We start from the raw sequence: 17,905 nt of genomic DNA, 5'->3' as shown, positions 1-17,905 counted from the left end.
GTCGGTTCCATCCGCTGCGGTCACCGATCGTCGTTCGTGACGCTAGGTAACCACTTGCGCTATTCGCTCAAAGTAGCTGCTTGTTTACCCACCTTTCGCGCACCACCGATGAGTGAAACTGGGTTAGGCTGCCACCCATGTGTGGAATCGTGGGTTACGCCGGTGCGCGTCCGGCGCTCGGCATTGTGCTCGATGGGCTGCGACGGCTGGAGTACCGCGGCTACGACTCGGCCGGGGTCGCCATCATCTGCGCGGATGAGCTGCTGGCGGAGAAGAAGGCCGGCAAGTTGGCCAACCTGGAGAAGATCCTCGCCGAGCGGTCCGCACGGGATCCGGAGGCCTGTGCCGCGTCCCCGATCGGGATCGGAGACGGGGTCACCGGGATCGGCCACACCCGTTGGGCCACCCATGGTGGCCCCACCGACCGCAACGCCCACCCGCACCTCTCCCCGGACGGACGGGTTGCGGTGATCCACAACGGCATCATCGAGAACTTCGCGAGGCTGCGCGCCGAGCTGGAGGCCGACGGGGTCCAGTTCGTCAGCGACACCGACACCGAGTGCACCGCCCACCTGCTCGCCGCGGCCCTTGCCGACCTGCGTTCCGCCGGGCATCCGGAGGGACCGCAGCTGCTCGCCGCCGGCATGCGGGTCGTCTGTCAGCGTCTGGAGGGCGCCTTCACCCTGCTCGCTGTGGATGCCGGTGTTCCGGGCGCGGTGGTCGGTGCACGGCGTAACTCGCCCCTGGTCGTCGGCCGGGGCAACGGCGAGAACTACCTGGCGAGCGACGTCGCGGCGTTCATCGAGCACACCCGGGAGGCGACTGAGCTGGGTCAGGATCAGATCGTCCTGATCACCGCCGACAGCATCGAGATCACCGACTTTGCCGGCCAGCCCGCCACCGGTAAGGACTTCCACATCGACTGGGACTCCTCCGCCGCGGAGAAGGGCGGCTACGACTGGTTCATGCTCAAGGAGATCGCGGAGCAGCCACAGGCCGTCGCCGACACGCTGCTGGGCCGGCTCACCGAGACCGGCGAGATCATGCTCGACGAGGTACGCCTCAGCGATCAGGACCTGCGCGACGTGGACAAGATCTTTATCGTCGCCTGCGGTACCTCCTACCACGCCGGAATGGTGGCGAAGTACGCGATCGAGCACTGGACCCGGATCCCCTGTGAGGTGGAGCTGGCCAGCGAGTTCCGCTACCGCGACCCGGTCCTCGACCGGTCCACTCTCATTGTGGTGATCTCGCAGTCCGGCGAGACGATGGACACCCTGATGGCGCTGCGGCACGCCAAGGAGCAGAAGGCGCGCGTGCTGGCGATCTGCAACACCAACGGCTCGACCATTCCCCGGGAGTCCGACGCGGTCCTCTACACCCACGGTGGACCGGAGATCGCGGTCGCCTCCACCAAGGCGTTCCTGACCCAGCTCGTCGCCTGCTACCTGATCGGCCTGCACCTGGCCCAGGTGCGCGGGATCAAGTTCGCCGACGAGGTCGCTGCGGTGGTGTCCCAGCTCCAGGAGGTGCCGGGCAAGCTGCGCGAGCTGCTGGGGCGGATCGAGCCGGTACGGGAGCTGGCCCGCGACCTGAAGTCCGAGCCGACCGTGCTCTTCATCGGTCGACACGTCGGTTACCCGGTGGCCCTGGAGGGTGCGCTGAAGCTCAAGGAACTGGCGTACATGCACGCCGAGGGTTTCGCCGCGGGCGAGTTGAAGCACGGCCCGATCTCGCTCATCGACGAGGGCACGCCGGTGATCTGCATCGTGCCGTCGCCGATCGGCCGCGGCATGCTGCACGACAAGATCGTCTCCAACATCCAGGAGGTGCGGGCCCGGGGTGCCCGGACCGTCGTGATCGCGGAGGAGGGGGACGAGTCTGTCGTCCGGTACGCCGACCACCTGATCTACGTACCGCGCACGCCGACTCTGCTCGCGCCGCTGGTGACCACCGTGTCGTTGCAGGCTTTCGCCGCGGAGATCGCCGCTGCCCGGGGTCACGACGTTGACCAGCCCCGAAACCTGGCGAAGTCCGTTACGGTCGAGTGAGTACCGAGGGCCGCCGGGAGCGCGGTGGGCATGCGGGCCGACGTGCCACGCCTGGCGGCCCGGTGGGGCGTCCCGAGTGGAGGCGACGGCAGTATGCGCGGGGCAGCGCACCGGTAGGGTGAGTGCATGATCGTCGGGGTCGGCATCGATGTGGTCCTGGTGGAGCGGTTCGCTCGTGCGCTGACCCGGACGCCGCTGCTCGCCGACCGGCTCTTCACCGAGGCCGAGCGGTACACCCGTTCTGGTAACCCCCGTTCGCCCGAGTCGCTCGCCGCCCGCTTCGCGGCGAAGGAGGCGGTGGCCAAGGCGCTCGGTGCACCGAGCGGGCTGAGCTGGCACGACTGCGAGATCGTGCCGGATCCGGATGGCCGGCCGTGGTTGACCGTCTCCGGCACGGTCGCGGCGGCGGCGGTCGAGCGGGGGGCCAACCGATGGCACCTGTCGCTGTCGCACGACGGGGGGATCGCGTCGGCCATGGTGGTCGCGGAACGCTGATCGGTGGCGTGCCCCGGTCGAGTCGGGCACGGGGACGGAGTGGGATGAGACCGGTGTGGCGGGTGGCGGATGTACGCGCCGCCGAGGCGGGCTTGCTGGCGACGCTCCCGCCCGGGACGCTGATGCAGCGGGCCGCGGCGGGGCTCGCCCGCCGCTGTGCGCTTCTCCTCGCCGACCGGGGTGGTGTCTACGGCGCCCCGGTACTGCTGTTGGTCGGCTCGGGCGACAACGGCGGCGACACGCTCTTCGCCGGTGCCCGGCTGGCCCGGCGCGGGGCGGCGGTGTCGGCGCTGTTGCTGGCTCCGGACCGGGCGCACGCCGAGGCGTTGGCGGCGTTTCGGGCCGCCGGCGGTCGGCTGGTTGACCGCCCACCGGCCCGGGTGGACCTGGTGCTCGACGGCATCGTCGGCATCGGTGGTAGCGGTGGGCTCCGGGCACCGGCAGCGCAGCTCGCGGCGGGCCTGGCGCAATGTCGCGGGCGAGCCGGTGGTCGGGCGACAGTGGTCGGGGTGGACGTGCCGAGCGGGGTGTCGGTCGACACCGGGCAGGTGCCGCTGACCGCGGCTGGTCAGCCGGCCGCGATCCACGCCGACGTTACGGTGACCTTCGGCGCCTTGAAGCCGGCTTTGGTGGTGGGAGCGGCGGCGCCGTTGGCCGGCCAGGTGGAGTTGGTCGACATCGGGCTGGAGCCCTGGCTGCGGGGCACCGCGGCGCTGCAGGTGACCGAGCGGGCGGATGTGACCGACTGGTGGCCCCGGCCCGGACCGGCGGCGGAGAAGTACAGCCGGGGCGTGGTCGGTGTGGCCACCGGCTCGGCCGTCTACCCCGGCGCCGCGGTGCTCTCGGTCGCCGGTGCGTTGGCCGGTCCGACCGGTCTGGTCCGCTACGCCGGCAGCGCCCGGGCGGAGGTGCTGCGCCAACACCCGTCAGTGATCGCTACCGACCGGGTCGCCGATGCCGGTCGGGTGCAGGCGTGGGTCTGCGGTTCCGGATTGGGCACCGGTGACGAGGCGGCGGGTGAACTGCGGGCGGTGCTCGCGGCACCGGTGCCGGCGGTGCTCGACGCGGACGCGCTGACCCTGCTCGTTGATGGCTCCCTCGCCGACCAGCTCCGGCGGCGGGACGCCCCGGTCGTGGTCACCCCGCATGATCGGGAGTTCGGCCGGCTCTGCGGCGAGACTCCCGGCGACGACCGGGTCGCTGCCGCGTTGCGCCTGGCCGCCTGGATGAACGTGGTGGTGTTGCTCAAGGGCGACCGGACGGTGATCGGCACTCCAGACGGCCGGGCCTATGTCAACCAGACCGGGACCGTGGCCCTGGCCACCGGCGGTACGGGCGACGTGCTGGCCGGGCTGCTCGGCTCGTTGCTCGCCGCGGGTCTCGCCCCGGAGCGGGCCGCCGCCGCGGCGGCCTACCTGCACGGTCTCGCCGGCCGGGAGGCCGCGCAGGGCGGCCCGGTGGCCTCGCCCGATGTCGCCGCCGCCCTGCGTCCGGTGCTGGCCCGGCTCGGGTGGGTCGGCGGATCGACCTGGGCCGGGCCCAACTTCTGATCAACTCAGTAGGCTGGGGGCATGTGGCAGGCCGAGGTACGCGTCGACCTTGACGCGATCCGTGAGAACGTGAGCTGGTTGCGCTCCGGTAGCGCCGCCGAGTTGATGGCGGTGGTCAAGGCGGACGGGTACGGCCACGGCATGGTCCCGGCCGCCCGCGCCGCGCTGGATGGTGGTGCCGACTGGCTCGGTGTCTGCACCCTCGACGAGGCGCTCACCCTGCGCCGGGCAGGGATCACCGTGCCGATCCTGGCCTGGCTGCTCGCGCCGGGCCTGCCGTTGCACGAAGGCGTGCTGGCCGGCGTTGATCTCGGCGCGGCCAGCACTGCGCAGCTCGACGAGATGGTCGAGGCGAGCCGGGTGGCTGGGCGTCCAGCCCGACTGCACCTGAAGATCGACACCGGGCTGTCCCGGGGTGGCGCGACCGTGTCGGAGTGGCCGGGACTGCTCGATGCCGCGGCGAAGGCGCAGGCTGACGGCGCGGTCGAGGTGGTGGGGGTGTGGAGCCACTTCGTCTACGCCGACGCGCCCGGACACCCGACCACCGACCGGCAGCTCGCCGTCTTCCACGAGGGGCTGAGCATGGTGGAGAAGGCGGGGTTGCGCCCGCGCTACCGCCACCTGGCCAACTCGGCGGCCACGCTGACCCGGCCGGACGCCCACTTCGACCTGGTCCGTCCCGGGCTGGCCATCTACGGGCTCTCGCCGGTGGCCGGGGAGCGCTTCGGCCTGCGGCCGGCCATGACCGCCCGGGCCCGCGTGATGCTCACCAAGCAGGTCCCGGCGGGGGCCGGGGTCTCCTACGGCCACACGTACACCACTGAACGGGCAGGCAATCTCGCCGTGATTCCACTCGGGTACGCCGACGGGGTCCCCCGGGATGCGTCCAACAGCGGCCCGGTGCAGCTCGGTGGCGTCCGGCGAACCATCTCCGGCCGGGTCTGCATGGACCAGTTCGTGCTCGACTGCGGCGACGATCCGGTCGCGCCGGGAGACGTGGCCACCCTCTTCGGTACCGGACGGAACGGGGAGCCCACCGCCGACGACTGGGCCGAGGCGGTCGGCACGATCAACTACGAGATCGTCACCCGATTCGGCAGCACCCGGGTGCCCCGCTGCTACGACGGCGAGCGGCCGTGACGTCGTCCCGGTTCCGGGTTCCGCTGCCCCGGGCCAGCCACCCCCGGGCCGCGATCGGCGCGTTGGCCGCCGTCGGTGTCGCGGCCGCCGGTCTCGTCGCCGGCGTCGCGACCGAACGCGCGTTGGTCCGTCGGCTGAAGGCCGACCCCACCGACCGGTACGCCGGCGAGGACTTTGGTGCCCAGCGGTTCGACGAGGCGTTGCAGGTGGAGATGCCGGACGGCACCGACATCCACGTGGAGGTGGTCGAGCCGGCCCGGCCGGTCAGCGGGAACCCCACTGTCGTGCTGGTGCACGGATTCTGCCTGGACCAGGGGACCTTCCACTTCCAGCGTCAGCTGCTCGCGGCCCGGGGCGAGCACCGGATCGTGGCGTACGACCAGCCGGGGCACGGACGCTCCGGCCAGCTGGAGACCGGCGAGTACGACCTGACCGCGCTCGGTCGGACGCTGCGCGCGGTGATCGACCGGACCGCGCCGGAGGGCCCGCTGGTGCTGGTCGGCCACTCGATGGGTGGCATGACCATCATGGCGTTCGCGGAGCTCTTCCCGGAGCTGTTCGGGGACCGGGTGGTGGGCACCGTGCTGCTGGCCACCTCGGGCGGGCTGCTCGCCGAGACCAAGCTGGTCGCCCCGGCGCTGCTGGGACGGGTCGGTGCGCCGGTGCTGCACATGATGAGCAACGCCGCCCGCTACGGGAGCCCGGTGATCGACCGGGCGCGTCGGTCCACCTCCAACGTGGCCTGGCTGCTCACCCGCCGGTATGGCTTCGGTACCGGTCATCCCAGCCCGGCTCTGGTCTCCTACGTCGAGGAGATGAATTCCCGTACCTCCGCCGACACCGTCACCCGCTACCTGCGAACGCTCGCCACCCACTCCCGGTTTCCGGCGTTGGCGGCGCTCGCCAGCGCGCCGGTGCTGGTGCTGGTCGGGGAGAAAGACATGATCACGCCCGTGGCGCACTCGGAGGAGATCGTCCGTCGGCTGCCGCACGCCCAGTTTGTCAAGATCCCCGACAGTGGGCATGTGGTGATGTTGGAGCACGCCGACGAGGTGAACGTGGCGTTGACCCGGTTCCTGGAGGAGCTGTGAACCCCGGAAGGCCGATCCGATTCACCCTGCCGACCGTCGCCGACACGCAGGCTTTCGGCCGCCGGCTGGCCGGCCTCCTCCGGGCGGGGGACCTGCTGCTGCTGACCGGTCCCCTCGGTGCCGGCAAGACGGCCCTCACCCAGGGCATCGGCGTTGGTCTGGGGGTGACCGGGGCAGTGACCTCCCCCACCTTCGTGATCGCGCGGGTACACCAGCCCGATCCGGCGCGGGGCGGCTCGGTACCCCTCGTGCACGCCGACGCGTACCGGCTGGGCGATGCGACCGACCCCCGCGCCGAGATCGACGACCTGGACCTGGACGCGTCGGTGGACGAGGCGGTGACCGTGGTCGAGTGGGGCGAAGGGCTCGCCGAACAGCTCGTCGCCGCGCACCTGTGGGTCCGGATCGACCGTCGGGACGACGACACCCGGTTGGTCGACCTGGAACCGGTCGGTGGCGACTGGAGCGCGCGGTTGACCGGCACCCCCGGATTCATCGACAGCTGACCGAGTCGACGGACCCGCATGGGAGTCGGTCGTCCTGGTGGGCTCGACGTGGCGACCCGGAGTAGCGTCGTCCGGTGGCACGCCGGAGGCGGCCGGCGATGTCACCACCGGCGACTAGAGTGCGCGGGACGCCCCGACCGGAAAGGCCCCTGATGCCCGACGACGCACCCGCCCTGGACCTGCTGTCCCTGCTGCCACCGGGGTGGCGGTCCGCGCTCGCTCCGCAGCTCGACCCGGCCCGCACCACGGCGCTCGCCGGTTTCGTCGCGCAGGAGTACGCCACCCAGACCGTCTTCCCGCCCGTGGCGGACCTCTTCTCGGCCTACCAGCTCTGCCCGCCGACGGAGACCCGGGTGGTGATCCTCGGCCAGGATCCCTATCACCGGGCCGGGCAGGCGCACGGGCTGAGCTTCAGCGTCCGCCCGGGGGTGGCGACACCACCCTCACTGCGCAACGTCTTCAAGGAACTCGGTGCCGACCTGGGCGTGCCGAGGCCGGCCGGTGGAAATCTGGGTGGCTGGGCCGAGCAGGGGGTGCTGCTGCTCAATTCGGTGCTGACGGTCCGCGAGGCCAGCCCCGGCTCGCACGCCAACCGCGGCTGGGAGGAGTTCACCAACGCGACGATCCGGGCGCTGAACGCGGTGGAGCACCGAGTGGTCTTCCTGCTCTGGGGCGGGTATGCCCGAAAGAAGGCGACTTTGGTGACGAACCCGAGCCACGTGGTGCTGGAAGCGGGACACCCCAGCCCGATGAACCCGCGGGGGTTCCTGGGCAGCCGCCCGTTCAGCGCGACCAACAAGGCGCTCGCCGACGCCGGTCTGCCGACGATCGACTGGGAACGCGCCGCCGGCTGATCGCTTCGCCGGGGCGGGGCCGGGTCCGCCAGCCGGGCGGCTAGGCTGGTTCACCGTGCTCGTACTGGTGGTGGACAGCTCGACCCCCGCGGTGATCGCCGCGCTGGTGGAGGTCACGGCGGCCGGCGTCGAGGTGCGGGCGCAGCGCTGCGCCGTTGACGCCCGCGCCCACGGCGAGCTGCTCGCCCCACAGGTGGACGCGGTCCTGGCCGATCTCGGGGCGCGCCCCTCCGCTCTCGGTGCGATCGTCGCCGGCCTCGGACCGGGCCCGTTCACCGGGCTGCGGGTGGGGCTGGTCACCGCCGCCACGATGGGGCAGGCGCTCGGCGTGCCGACCTACGGGGTCTGTTCGCTGGACGGCATCGGTTTCCCGGCCGCCGCTGGCGAGCCGGTCCTGGCGGCGACCGATGCGCGCCGTCGGGAGATCTACTGGGCGGTGTACGACGGGGCCGGCCAACGGATCGTTGGCCCCGAGGTCTCCGCTCCGGAGGTCGCTGCCGCGCGCGCCCGTGACCTGGCGGTTGTCGCCGTGATCGGCGACGGTGCGCACCGGTACGCGGCGACGCTGGAGTTGCCGGCCGCCGACGAGCCCCGCTACCCGATGCCGGTGGCGCTGGCGCAGCTCGCGGCGGAGCGGATCGCCGCCGGCGCCCCCGGTGAGCCACTCACCCCGCTCTACCTGCGACGCCCGGACGCGGTCGCGGCGGCGGGCCGCAAGCCGGTCCTGCCGTGAGTGGGGGCGGCGAACCGGGTGGCGGCGGGAGCCGCCTCCAGCTAAAGCGGTTTCGCTGGTGGCACATTGCCGAGGTGTTGCCGATCGAGGCGGACCTTTTCGGTGTCGAGCAGTGGTCAGCCGCCATGTTCTGGAACGAACTCGCCAACGGGCACCACTACCTGGTGGCGACCGAGGGGGGAGCCCTGCTCGGCTACGCGGGGCTCACCGCTGTCGCCGGCGAGGAGGCCTGGGTGCAGAACATGGCCGTCTGCCGGTCAGCGCAGCGGCGGGGGGTCGGGCGGCTGCTGTTGCGTGCGTTGTTGGCCGAGGCGGCGCGACTACGGGTCCGCGGCACTCTCCTGGAGGTGGCCGCGGACAATGCCCCGGCGCAGAAGCTTTACGCGGCGCATGGCTTCGAGGCGATCGGCGTGCGGCGTGGGTACTACCAGCCGAGCAACACCGACGCATTGGTCATGCGCCGGGACGAGGAGTTGACCGATGGCTGACGAACCCCTGGTCCTGGGGATCGAGACGTCCTGCGACGAGACCGGGGTCGGTGTCGTCCGGGGCCATACCCTGCTCGCCGACGCGCTGGCCAGCAGCGTCGAGCAGCATGCCCGGTTCGGTGGGGTGGTGCCGGAGGTGGCCAGCCGGGCCCACCTGGAGGCGATCGTCCCGACGATGGAGCGGGCGTTGACGGAGGCGGGCGTGACCCTCGCCGACGTGGATGCGATCGCGGTAACCTCCGGTCCCGGTCTGGCCGGGGCGCTGCTGGTCGGGGTCGCCGCGGCCAAGGGCTACGCGGTCGCCGCCGACAAGCCGGTGTACGGCGTAAACCACCTGGCGGCGCACGTTGCGGTGGACACGCTGGAACACGGGCCGCTGCCCGAGCCGGCGATCGCCCTGCTGGTCTCGGGCGGGCACTCGTCGCTGCTGCTGGTTGACGACCTGGCCCACGGTGTCACCCCGCTCGGCGCCACGATCGATGACGCGGCCGGCGAGGCGTTCGACAAGGTCGCCCGCCTTCTTGGGCTGCCCTTCCCCGGTGGCCCGTACATCGATCGAGAGGCCTGCGCCGGCGATCCGGCGGCCATCGCGTTCCCCCGCGGGCTGACCGCGGCCAAGGACCTGGCAGCGCACCGCTACGACTTCTCCTTCTCTGGGTTGAAGACCGCGGTGGCGCGTTGGGTGGAGCGTCGGCAGCGGGCCGGCGAGCCGATCCCGGTTGCCGATGTCGCCGCCTCCTTCCAGGAGGCGGTGTGCGACGTGCTGATCGGAAAAGCACTGGATGCCTGCCGGTCGAACGGGGTGCAGACCCTGGTGATCGGGGGCGGGGTGGCGGCCAACTCGCGGCTGCGGGCGATGGCCGAGCAGCGCGCGGCGAAATACGACATCCGGGTGCGAACGCCCCGTCCGACGTTGTGTACGGACAACGGCGCGATGGTCGCCGCGCTTGGCTCACACCTGGTCGCCGCCGGTGTCGCGCCGAGCCGCCTGGACCTGCCCGCCGATTCGGCGATGCCACTGACGACAGTCAGTGTTACCGGGGAGGAGTGGACATGATCGTGCGGATGTGGGAGGTACGGGCCGAGCCGTACGGGATGGCCGATCTGATCACCTGGGTGTGCGAGACCGCCTTGCCGGAGTTCGAACACGACCCGTTGTACGTCTCGAGCGAGGTCTTCTCCTCCACCGATCACCGGGTCGTGGTGATCTCGAAGTGGCGGGGCAACCCCCGTCCCCTGCCCGACCCGCCGGTGACCCTGCTCGCGCGTCCCCCGCACTCCTGGGACTTTACGCCGGTCGATCGCTGACCCGGCGTCGATCAACTCCACCGAGGACGGGGCTCAGCTGACGTCGAGCGGGTCGGCGAGGAGCCGTTCGAAGGCGAGTTCGGCCGCGCCGATCAGGGCGGCGTCGTCGCCGAGCTTGGGGGTGCGCAGCCGGACGTGTTCCACGCAGGCGGGCAGTGCGCTGGCGTTGAGCCGGCTGCGCACCTGGGCCGCGGCGGCCAGGTAGAGGTCCCGCATTGCACCGCCGAAGATGACCAACTCCGGGTTGAAGATGTTGACGAGGTTGGCCACGCCGAAGCCGAGCCAGTCGCCGGCAGTCCGGACCGCGGTCTGGGCTCGGGCATCACCCCGGTCGGCAGCCTCGAAGACGGCCAACACCGCGTCTCGGCCCTGGGTGTCGGAGCGGCCGGCGGCGCGCAGCAGACCGTGCTCGCCGATCTCGGTCTCCCAGCAGCCGCGCGACCCACACTCGCAGCGGGTGCCGTCCCGCCGGACCACCATGTGCCCGACCTCGCCGCCGTAGCCGCCGTGTCCGGTCAGCCGACGCCCACCGGTGATGATGCCGGCACCGACGCCGACATCGCCGTACAGGTAGATCAGGTTGTCGCAGCCGGTGGCGGCGCCGCGGGTGTGCTCGGCGAAGGCCGCCACGTCGGCGACGTTTCCGACGACGACCGGAACGCCCGGCCCCAGCTCGGCGCCGATCGCCGCACCGATCGGCTCGTCCACCCAGCCCATCGTGGGGCCGAGCCGGACCAGTCCGTCGTCCCGGCGGACCAGGCCACAGACGGCGACGCCCGCGCCGACGCAGATCGCGTCGGCGGGCACGGACTGTTGCATCTCCCGCGCCGCCCGGGCCAGCAACGGCGCGGCCTCGGCGGCGGTGATGCCGCGCGGACGTGCCAGTTCCCGCCGGTCGAGCACCCCGCCGCCGAGACCGATCCGCGCGGCCCGCAGCCGGTCCACCTCGATGCTGTACGCGTACGCGTACACCCGGGCCGACTCGGGCCGGACGACCAGTGACGGTCGCCCGGCCCGGCCGGTTTCCTTCGGCGCCCCCTCGCTCACCAGGCCGGCCGCGGCGAGGTCGGTGGTGAGTGCGCCGATGGTGCTGCGGTTCAGCCCCAGCGTGGTGGTTAGCTCGGCCCGGGACGTCGCCCCGTGCATGTGGACGTACCGCAGCAACGCTCCGAGGTTCTGCCGACGGATCTCGTCCTGGCTCGGTCCTGCGCGCATCGCGGCGTACTGCTCCTCAGTGCGTGGCGGGGCGGTGGCGGCGGTCTGGTCGGGCCGGCCCGGTCATCGGCCGCCGCTGGCGGCGGCCCGGCGTCGGGACAGCGCGTCCACACTGGCGGCGAGGAGTAGGACCACGCCGGTTACCACGTACTTGACCCCTGAGCTGTAGCCCATCAGCCCCATCCCATTGTCGATCACCGCGACGACCGCACCGCCGAGCACCGCGTCGAGGACCCGACCCTTGCCGCCGAAGAGGCTGGTGCCACCGATCACCGCTGCGCCGACGGCGTAGAGCAGTACGTTACTGCCACCGGTGTTCGGGTCGACCGAGTTGGCCCGGCTGGCGGCGACGATGCCGCCGATCGCGGCCATCGCGGAGCAGATCACGAAGACGGAGATGCGGATCCGGTCGACGTTGATGCCGGCCCGGCGGGCTGCTTCCTTGTTGCCGCCGACCGCGTAGATGTGTCGGCCATAGCTGGTGCGTTGCAGTACGAAGGTCCCGGTGATCAGCAGTACCGCGATCAGCGGCACCACGATCGGTACTCCCTTGAGCGAATTGATCAGAACGTTGAAGCTGCGTTCCTGGTTGAGGAGATAGACCGTCGCGCCGAGCACGGTGGCCAGCCCGACGACCCGGGCGAAGACCACGGTGAGCGGGTCGGTGACCAGGCCCCGGGCCGCACGGGTGCGGTACCGCATCGCCTGGACCGCGGCGTAGCCGGCGACGGCGAGCCCGGCCAGGGCCCAGCCGAGGGCCGGTGGCAGGTTGCGGTTCGCGATCGCCACCAGCACCGGGTCACGGACCGAGATGTTCCTGCCCTCCTCCATCAGCAACAGCACGATGCCCTGAAAGGCGAGGAAGCCGGCGAGGGTGACCACGAAGGACGGAATGCCGATCTTCGCGACCAGTATCCCGAGCATGCTGCCGATCAGTACTCCGGTGAGGACGGCGGCGAGCACCGCGACATACCACGGGTAGCCGAGGACGGTGACCACGTTGGCCAGCACCGCGGCACAGACTCCGCTGGCGAAGCCGGCGGAGAGATCGATCTCGCCGAGGAGCAGGACGAAGACCAGCCCCATGGCGATCAGCGTGACCGCTGCTCCCTGGGTGAACAGGTTGGCGAAGTTAGCGGCGGTGAGGAACGACGGCCGCATGATCGCGAAGACGGTGCAGAGCACGATCAGGCCGAGAACGGCGGGTAGGGCACCGATGTCCCCGCCGCGCACCCGGCTGAGATAGCCGCGCACGTGGCTGGTGAGGGTGGGCACGGCGGCGGGGGTGGCCGGGGATTCCTGGTCGGGGAGGGCGGTGCTGGTCATCGGGCGGCTCCCGGGGCGGCGGCGGGCTCCCCGCCGGTGTCGTTCGATCCGTTGCCCGCGCTGAGCCCGAGCGCACCGGAGCGGCCGGCGGTGATCAGCTCAACGATCTGGGCGTGGGTGATGTCGGTGGTCTTCACCTGGGCGACCATCTGGCCCAGGTAGAGCGCGGCGATCCGGTCGGAGACGGCGAAGACATCGTTCATGTTGTGGGAGATGAGCACGACTGCGAGGCCGTTGTCGGCCAGTCGGCGCACCAACTCGAGCACCTGCGCGGTCTGCGCGACACCAAGTGCGGCGGTCGGCTCGTCCAGGATGACGACCTTGCTGTTCCAGAGCACCGCCTTGGCGATCGCCACGGTCTGCCGCTGTCCTCCGGAGAGGCTGGAAACCTGCTGGCGTAACGACTTGACGGTGCGGACGGAGAGCCCGGCGAGCGTGTCCGCAGCCATCTGCTCCATGGTCGGCTCGTCGAGCACGAGGCCGTGCCGTTTCTCCCGGCCGAGGAACATGTTCTGCACGATGTCGAGGTTGTCGCAGAGCGCGAGGTCCTGGTAGACGACCTCGATACCGAGTGCGGCGGCGTCGCGGGGGTTGTGGATGCTCACCGGGCGGCTGTTGAAGAGGAACTCGCCGGCATCGGTCGGATAGATGCCGCTGATGCACTTGACCAGGGTGGACTTGCCGGCGCCGTTGTCGCCGACCAGCGCGGTCACCTGCCCGGGGAAGGCGGAGAAAGCGACATCACGCAGGACCTGGACGGGACCGAAGCTCTTGTCGATCCCGCGCAGCTCCAGCAGGGGGGTCGCGGACACGGGGACTCCTTAACGCACGTGAGGGGAGATCGTCGTACCACCGGATGCGGCGACACGTCGCCCGGCACGGGATGGCCCGTGCCGGGCGACGGCCACGGCGGAGGTCAGCTGATGCCGGCGCTTGCGCAGAGTTCGGCGTACGCCTCGGTGCAGACCTCGTCCTTGGTCACGAAGCCGTCGGCGATGACGTCCTTGACGTTCTCCTTGTAGATCGCCTGGGGGGTGAGCAGCACAGCGGGAACATCCCGGCCGCTCTCCGGGTCCGTGACGGTCTGGCCGGTCTCCTTCCGCTCCCCCTTGGCCAGCGAGATGGCCAGTTCGGCGGCGGCCTGGGCCTCCTGCTTGATCGCCTTGTAGACGGTCATGCACTGGTCACCGGCGAGGATGTTCTGTAGGCCCTGCGGGGTGGCGTCCTGGCCGGTGACCGGGACCTTGCCGTTGAGTTTGTTCTTCTTCAGCACCGAGATGGCGGCGTTGCCGAGCCCGTCGTTCGCCGCGAGCACCCCGTCGATCTTGCCGCCGGACTTGGTGAGCTGCTGCTCGAAGATGGTGGCGGCCTGCGCGTTGTCCCAGTCCGGCACGGAGTCGTCCGCGACCTGCTGGTACTCCCCGGCGTCGAACCTCGGCTTGAGGACCGAGTCGTAGCCGTTCTTGAACAGGGTGGCGTTGTTGTCGGTCGGCGCGCCGTTCAGGTACACGATCGACGGGTTCTGCACGCCGCCGTCGGTGAGGCACGTGACGAGGCCCTCGCCCTGGAGCTTGCCGACGGCCTCGTTGTCGAAGCTGACGTAGTACTCCGCCGAGCCGCCGAGGGTCAGGCGGTCGTAGTCGATGGTGGCGACCCCCTGCGACTTGGCCTTGTCCAGGACGGCCTTGCCGGTGCCGGAGTCCAGGTTGACGATCATCAGGGCGGTGACCCCCTGGGTGATCATCTGGTCGGCGATGGTCTGGAACTGGGTCTTGTCACCCTGCGCGTTCTGGATGTCGGCCTCGACACCGGCCTCCTTGAACGCCTCCTCAAGGAACGTGCGGTCCGCGCCCTCCCAGCGGGCGGAGGACTTGCTGTCCGGGAGGATCACGCCGACCTTGGGGGTCTTGCCGGCCGACTCCTCGTCGGCGGAGTTGTCGCCACAGGCCGCCATGCTGCCGGTGGCCAGGAGGCCGGCGGTGGCAGCGGCGAGGAAACCCTTGCGCATCTGCAGGGTCCTTTCCAGGTGGGGGATTGGGGGATGGTTTGTTGTGCCCGGCAACGTATTCCGCGATCCCCGGAGGGCACAAGAGTGTCGAGGTCATGAGTTTGTTGTCGGCAGTAACAATTCGGCAACGTCGTGGTCTCTGGGCTGTGACGGGCCCGGTCTGCCGTGTCCTTGCCCGGTGCGGTCACCGGCGCGGGGGTCACTCCGGGTGTTCGCGCCCCAGAATCGCCTGGACGCCGGCGGTGTAGACCTCGGCCGGCACCGACTCGGGGTCCAGTAGGCGCTGGAGGCCCACCCCGATGTCGAGCGCCAGGAGCAGGGTGGCCAGCTGGTCGGCGGGGAGGGGGAGGTCGGCGCCGGTCAGCGTGGCGGCGTCCTGGGCGGTGGCTTCGCGGGCGGTCTGGAGCCATCGGGCCAGGAGCGCTCGCGCGGGTTCGTTGCGCATGCCGTGGAGCCAGAACTCGATGAGCGCCAGCGCGAAGCGGCGGTTCTCGTCCCTGTCCACGTTGGACTCGTAGCTGTCGCCGAGGCGAGCCGCCCAGGTGGCCAGGGACTGGATCGGGTGCGGTTCTTCGTGGCCGCCGACCCTGCGCTCCAGGATCGCCGCGATGAGGTCGTTCTTGCTGCTGAAGTTCGCGTAGATGGCGCCCTTGGTCAGGCCGACGGAGGCGGCGATCTCATCCAGTGAGGTCTGGTGAATCCCGCGGTCGCCGAACCGGGCCTCCGCGGCGTCCAGTAGGCGGGCCCGAGTGAGTTCCTGTCGCTGTGCCCGGGTGAGTCGTTCCGCCATGGGTACCGAACCTACCCCATTGACATACGACCCAGTATCTACATACCGTCTGGTATCCAGATACTAATCAGTATTCGGAGTCTCATGCTGTACATCAACAACCTGACCAAGGTCTATCGCCGTGGGGTGCGCGCCAACGACGGCATCAGCCTGGCGGTAGCCGGCGGTGAACTCCTCGGCCTGCTCGGACACAACGGCGCCGGCAAGACCACCCTGCTGAACCAGGTCGTCGGCCTGGCTCGACCAACCGGCGGCACGATCACCCTGCTCGGCCGCGACCCGGTCGCCGAGCCCGCTTGGGCGCGCTCGGTCTGCTCGTTCCAGCCGCAGGCCCACGCCCCGCTCACCGGTGTCACCGTCCGCCAGGCGATCGAGAGCATCGGCAGGATCCGCGGTGGTCACCGCCGGGCGGTGCGACGTCGGACCACCGAACTGCTCGCTGCCCTGGACATCGAGCAGTGGGCGGACCAGCCCGGCGAACGCCTCTCCGGCGGGGTGCGGCGGCTCACCGCGTTCTGCATGGCGGTCGTCGAGCCGGGCCGGCTGGTCATGTTGGACGAACCCACCAACGACGTGGACCCGGCCCGCCGGCGCCTGCTCTGGGCACAGGTTCGGGAACTGGCGGCAGCGGGGCACGGAGTCGTCCTGGTCACCCACAACATCGCCGAGGCCGAACGGGTGATCGACACGGTGGTGATCCTCAACCACGGCCGGGTCACCGCCACCGGCCCGCCGGCCGCGCTGGCCCCGGACCGACAGTTGCGTCTGGAGATGAGCGGGACCGCCGCACCGACCGTGCCCGCCTGGGCGCTGCGCACCAGCCGGGCGGGCGACCGGCTCACCATCACCCTCGCCGCGGAGCACGCGCAGCTCGCGGTGGCCTGGGCGACGTCGATGACCAGCCGCTTCTCGCTCAACCCCGTCGGCCTCGAAGAGTTCTACCTCACCCTGACCGCGAACCCGGAGACCAACCCTGATGCGACACTGGTTTCGTAGCTACCTGCTCCTGCTGCGCTGGTCGGCGATCCGGCTGCGCTACCTGCTCTCGCTGGTGCTGGTCGTCCAGATCTTCCTCTCGGTGGGGATCGTCCTCGGGTTCGCCTTCCTGCTGCCGCAGATCGACTCGGCCACCGCGCGCTACCTCGCCACCGGGGCGCCGACCCTGGGCCTGATCACGATCGGCATGGTGATGGCACCGCAACTGGTCGCCACCGCGAAGACCGAGGGCACCTTCACCTACAACCAGACACTGCCCGTACCGCGGACCGCGGTTGTGGTCTCGGAGGTCACCACCTGGTTGGTCGTCGGGGCGCCGGGACTGCTCCTCGGGCTACTGGTCGCGGTACTGCGTTTTGATCTCACCCTTCGGGTGAGCTGGCTGGCCGTACCCGCCGCGGTCCTGGTCGCGCTCGCCGCGACCACCGTCGGCCTCGCGATCGCCTACGCGGCCGCGCCACCGGTGACGAACATGGTGACCCAGCTCATCGTCTTCATCGCGTTGATGTTCTCGCCGATCAACTTCCCCGCCGACCGGCTCCCGGAGTGGCTGCAGACGGTCCACCAGGTGCTGCCGTTCCAGCACATGGCGCAGGTGGTTCGCGACTCCCTCACCGCCGGCCCGGAGGGCGTCTCGGCCGCGCCGTACGCGGTCCTGGCCGCGTGGTGCGCCCTCGGCTTCGCCGCCACCCTGCACATCATGACCCGACGAGCCTGAGCCGGGCCGGTCGCCGGTCCACTCGCGGACAGGCCTGGGCGGCAAGCCGCCAGACCGCGTCGGACGTAGCCGGCGCTTCGGGAGGGTGGCGCGATCAGCCCGCATCCGGCTAGGACACCGGGCCAGAGTGCGGGTTGTCCGCTGGTCTAGGTGGAGGCGACCGGTGCCGTTCGGGCGTCGGTGAGGGTGACCAAATCCTGCGGGGCCAGTTCTAGCTGGAGCCCCCGGCGGCCAGCCGAGACGTAGATGGTCTCGTGGTGCAGGGCGCTTTCGTCGAGCACGGTCGGCAGGTTGCGCCGCTGTCCGAGCGGACTGATGCCGCCGCGTACGTACCCGGTGGCGCGTTCGGCCGTTGCCCGGTCGGCCAGCCCGGCCCGTTTGGCGCCTACCGCGGCGGCCAGGGCTTTGAGGCCGAGTTCGCCGGTCACCGGGACGACCACGATGGTGAGCGCACCGTCGACCACGGCTACCAGTGACTTGAACACGCGGTCCGGCGGCAGGCCGAGCGTCGCCGCGACAAGTGCTCCGTAGTTCGGGGCGTCCGCCGGGACGTCGTACGGATGGGTGCGGTACCTGACTCTCCGCTGGTTCAGCAGCGTGGTCGCCGGCGTCACCTGTCGTCGCGCCACACCATCA

19 protein-coding genes are annotated in these 17,905 nt (G+C 70.9%); 13 read left to right on the top strand and 6 right to left on the bottom strand.

From position 1 onward, the window contains the following. Positions 1-137 precede the first annotated feature (137 nt). The 11 genes from glmS (at position 138) to SALPAC6_RS0105315 (ending at position 10,216) form a co-directional block, all read left to right on the top strand. Positions 138-2,051 (top strand): glutamine--fructose-6-phosphate transaminase (isomerizing), encoded by a 1,914-nt coding sequence (glmS, locus tag SALPAC6_RS0105365; RefSeq protein WP_018252421.1) that lies wholly within the window; start codon positions 138-140, stop codon positions 2,049-2,051. A gap of 126 nt (positions 2,052-2,177) precedes the next feature. Beyond that, positions 2,178-2,546, top strand: a complete 369-nt coding sequence (locus SALPAC6_RS0105360; protein ID WP_018252420.1) for a holo-ACP synthase — start codon at positions 2,178-2,180, stop codon at positions 2,544-2,546. Positions 2,547-2,590: 44 nt separating this feature from the next. Next, positions 2,591-4,096 (top strand): NAD(P)H-hydrate dehydratase, encoded by a 1,506-nt coding sequence (locus SALPAC6_RS0105355; protein ID WP_026189343.1) that lies wholly within the window; start codon positions 2,591-2,593, stop codon positions 4,094-4,096. A gap of 21 nt (positions 4,097-4,117) precedes the next feature. Beyond that, positions 4,118-5,236, top strand: a complete 1,119-nt coding sequence (gene alr, locus SALPAC6_RS0105350) for an alanine racemase (protein ID WP_018252418.1) — start codon at positions 4,118-4,120, stop codon at positions 5,234-5,236. Then, entirely contained in the window at positions 5,233-6,327 is a 1,095-nt protein-coding gene (locus SALPAC6_RS0105345; RefSeq protein WP_018252417.1) for an alpha/beta fold hydrolase, read from the top strand. Before alr ends, SALPAC6_RS0105345 begins: the two co-directional genes overlap by 4 nt. Beyond that, the gene (tsaE, locus tag SALPAC6_RS0105340; protein WP_018252416.1) at positions 6,324-6,833 is read left to right on the top strand and encodes a tRNA (adenosine(37)-N6)-threonylcarbamoyltransferase complex ATPase subunit type 1 TsaE; all 510 of its coding nucleotides are present in this window, start codon (positions 6,324-6,326) and stop codon (positions 6,831-6,833) included. Before SALPAC6_RS0105345 ends, tsaE begins: the two co-directional genes overlap by 4 nt. Positions 6,834-6,985: 152 nt before the next feature. Beyond that, positions 6,986-7,687: a uracil-DNA glycosylase gene (locus SALPAC6_RS0105335; RefSeq protein WP_018252415.1), complete on the top strand. Its 702-nt coding sequence runs from the start codon at positions 6,986-6,988 to the stop codon at positions 7,685-7,687. 55 nt (positions 7,688-7,742) lie between these two features. Next, the gene (gene tsaB / locus SALPAC6_RS0105330) at positions 7,743-8,420 is read left to right on the top strand and encodes a tRNA (adenosine(37)-N6)-threonylcarbamoyltransferase complex dimerization subunit type 1 TsaB (RefSeq protein WP_018252414.1); all 678 of its coding nucleotides are present in this window, start codon (positions 7,743-7,745) and stop codon (positions 8,418-8,420) included. Then, positions 8,417-8,908 carry a ribosomal protein S18-alanine N-acetyltransferase gene (rimI, locus tag SALPAC6_RS0105325; RefSeq protein ID WP_026189342.1) on the top strand — a complete coding sequence of 164 codons (492 nt, stop codon included), beginning with the start codon at positions 8,417-8,419 and terminating at the stop codon, positions 8,906-8,908. Before tsaB ends, rimI begins: the two co-directional genes overlap by 4 nt. Continuing rightward, entirely contained in the window at positions 8,901-9,965 is a 1,065-nt protein-coding gene (tsaD, locus tag SALPAC6_RS0105320) for a tRNA (adenosine(37)-N6)-threonylcarbamoyltransferase complex transferase subunit TsaD (protein WP_018252412.1), read from the top strand. Before rimI ends, tsaD begins: the two co-directional genes overlap by 8 nt. Beyond that, positions 9,962-10,216 (top strand): hypothetical protein, encoded by a 255-nt coding sequence (locus SALPAC6_RS0105315; RefSeq protein WP_018252411.1) that lies wholly within the window; start codon positions 9,962-9,964, stop codon positions 10,214-10,216. Before tsaD ends, SALPAC6_RS0105315 begins: the two co-directional genes overlap by 4 nt. 33 nt (positions 10,217-10,249) lie before the next feature. On the opposite strand, the gene SALPAC6_RS0105310 is transcribed toward SALPAC6_RS0105315, so the two are convergent. The 5 genes from SALPAC6_RS0105310 to SALPAC6_RS0105290 form a co-directional block, all read right to left on the bottom strand. Continuing rightward, positions 10,250-11,431 (bottom strand): ROK family protein, encoded by a 1,182-nt coding sequence (locus SALPAC6_RS0105310; protein ID WP_018252410.1) that lies wholly within the window; start codon positions 11,429-11,431, stop codon positions 10,250-10,252. Positions 11,432-11,494: 63 nt separating this feature from the next. Then, on the bottom strand, positions 11,495-12,757 hold the full coding sequence (locus SALPAC6_RS0105305) for a sugar ABC transporter permease (protein ID WP_018252409.1): 1,263 nt from the start codon (positions 12,755-12,757) through the stop codon (positions 11,495-11,497). Continuing rightward, on the bottom strand, positions 12,754-13,569 hold the full coding sequence (locus SALPAC6_RS0105300; protein ID WP_018252408.1) for an ATP-binding cassette domain-containing protein: 816 nt from the start codon (positions 13,567-13,569) through the stop codon (positions 12,754-12,756). The genes SALPAC6_RS0105305 and SALPAC6_RS0105300 overlap by 4 nt, the downstream gene beginning before the upstream one ends. Positions 13,570-13,673: 104 nt before the next feature. After that, positions 13,674-14,765: a sugar ABC transporter substrate-binding protein gene (locus SALPAC6_RS0105295; protein WP_018252407.1), complete on the bottom strand. Its 1,092-nt coding sequence runs from the start codon at positions 14,763-14,765 to the stop codon at positions 13,674-13,676. 199 nt (positions 14,766-14,964) lie between these two features. Further along, complete coding sequence (locus SALPAC6_RS0105290) at positions 14,965-15,555, bottom strand: TetR/AcrR family transcriptional regulator (protein ID WP_018252406.1); 591 nt, start codon at positions 15,553-15,555, stop codon at positions 14,965-14,967. Positions 15,556-15,639: 84 nt separating this feature from the next. On the opposite strand from SALPAC6_RS0105290, the gene SALPAC6_RS0105285 reads away from it, so the two are divergent. Continuing rightward, positions 15,640-16,551, top strand: coding sequence for an ABC transporter ATP-binding protein (locus tag SALPAC6_RS0105285; RefSeq protein ID WP_018252405.1), 912 nt, complete (start codon positions 15,640-15,642; stop codon positions 16,549-16,551). After that, on the top strand, positions 16,532-17,269 hold the full coding sequence (locus SALPAC6_RS0105280) for an ABC transporter permease (protein WP_018252404.1): 738 nt from the start codon (positions 16,532-16,534) through the stop codon (positions 17,267-17,269). Before SALPAC6_RS0105285 ends, SALPAC6_RS0105280 begins: the two co-directional genes overlap by 20 nt. A 146-nt stretch (positions 17,270-17,415) precedes the next feature. Here the strand turns inward: SALPAC6_RS0105280 and ybaK are convergent, their stop codons facing one another. After that, positions 17,416-17,898, bottom strand: coding sequence for a Cys-tRNA(Pro) deacylase (gene ybaK, locus SALPAC6_RS0105275; RefSeq protein ID WP_026189341.1), 483 nt, complete (start codon positions 17,896-17,898; stop codon positions 17,416-17,418). Positions 17,899-17,905 lie beyond the last annotated feature (7 nt).

Origin of the sequence: Salinispora mooreana (assembly GCF_000379065.1) — a bacterium.
Taxonomy (GTDB): Bacteria; Actinomycetota; Actinomycetes; order Mycobacteriales; family Micromonosporaceae; genus Micromonospora; species Micromonospora mooreana.
Note: the sequence above shows the minus strand (reverse complement) of the source record. Positions and strands in the feature narration are given on the sequence as shown.

Bases quoted from the DNA above. Each gene is read 5' to 3' on its own strand.
- SALPAC6_RS0105335 (WP_018252415.1), top strand. From the start codon at position 6,986: ATGCCCGACGACGCACCCGCCCTGGACCTGCTGTCCCTGCTGCCACCG.
- glmS (WP_018252421.1), top strand. From the start codon at position 138: ATGTGTGGAATCGTGGGTTACGCCGGTGCGCGTCCGGCGCTCGGCATT.
- tsaD (WP_018252412.1), top strand. From the start codon at position 8,901: ATGGCTGACGAACCCCTGGTCCTGGGGATCGAGACGTCCTGCGACGAG.
- SALPAC6_RS0105305 (WP_018252409.1), bottom strand. From the start codon at position 12,757: ATGACCAGCACCGCCCTCCCCGACCAGGAATCCCCGGCCACCCCCGCC.
- SALPAC6_RS0105355 (WP_026189343.1), top strand. From the start codon at position 2,591: ATGAGACCGGTGTGGCGGGTGGCGGATGTACGCGCCGCCGAGGCGGGC.
- SALPAC6_RS0105285 (WP_018252405.1), top strand. From the start codon at position 15,640: ATGCTGTACATCAACAACCTGACCAAGGTCTATCGCCGTGGGGTGCGC.
- SALPAC6_RS0105310 (WP_018252410.1), bottom strand. From the start codon at position 11,431: ATGCGCGCAGGACCGAGCCAGGACGAGATCCGTCGGCAGAACCTCGGA.
- SALPAC6_RS0105280 (WP_018252404.1), top strand. From the start codon at position 16,532: ATGCGACACTGGTTTCGTAGCTACCTGCTCCTGCTGCGCTGGTCGGCG.
- alr (WP_018252418.1), top strand. From the start codon at position 4,118: ATGTGGCAGGCCGAGGTACGCGTCGACCTTGACGCGATCCGTGAGAAC.
- SALPAC6_RS0105360 (WP_018252420.1), top strand. From the start codon at position 2,178: ATGATCGTCGGGGTCGGCATCGATGTGGTCCTGGTGGAGCGGTTCGCT.
- SALPAC6_RS0105315 (WP_018252411.1), top strand. From the start codon at position 9,962: ATGATCGTGCGGATGTGGGAGGTACGGGCCGAGCCGTACGGGATGGCC.
- SALPAC6_RS0105290 (WP_018252406.1), bottom strand. From the start codon at position 15,555: ATGGCGGAACGACTCACCCGGGCACAGCGACAGGAACTCACTCGGGCC.
- SALPAC6_RS0105295 (WP_018252407.1), bottom strand. From the start codon at position 14,765: ATGCGCAAGGGTTTCCTCGCCGCTGCCACCGCCGGCCTCCTGGCCACC.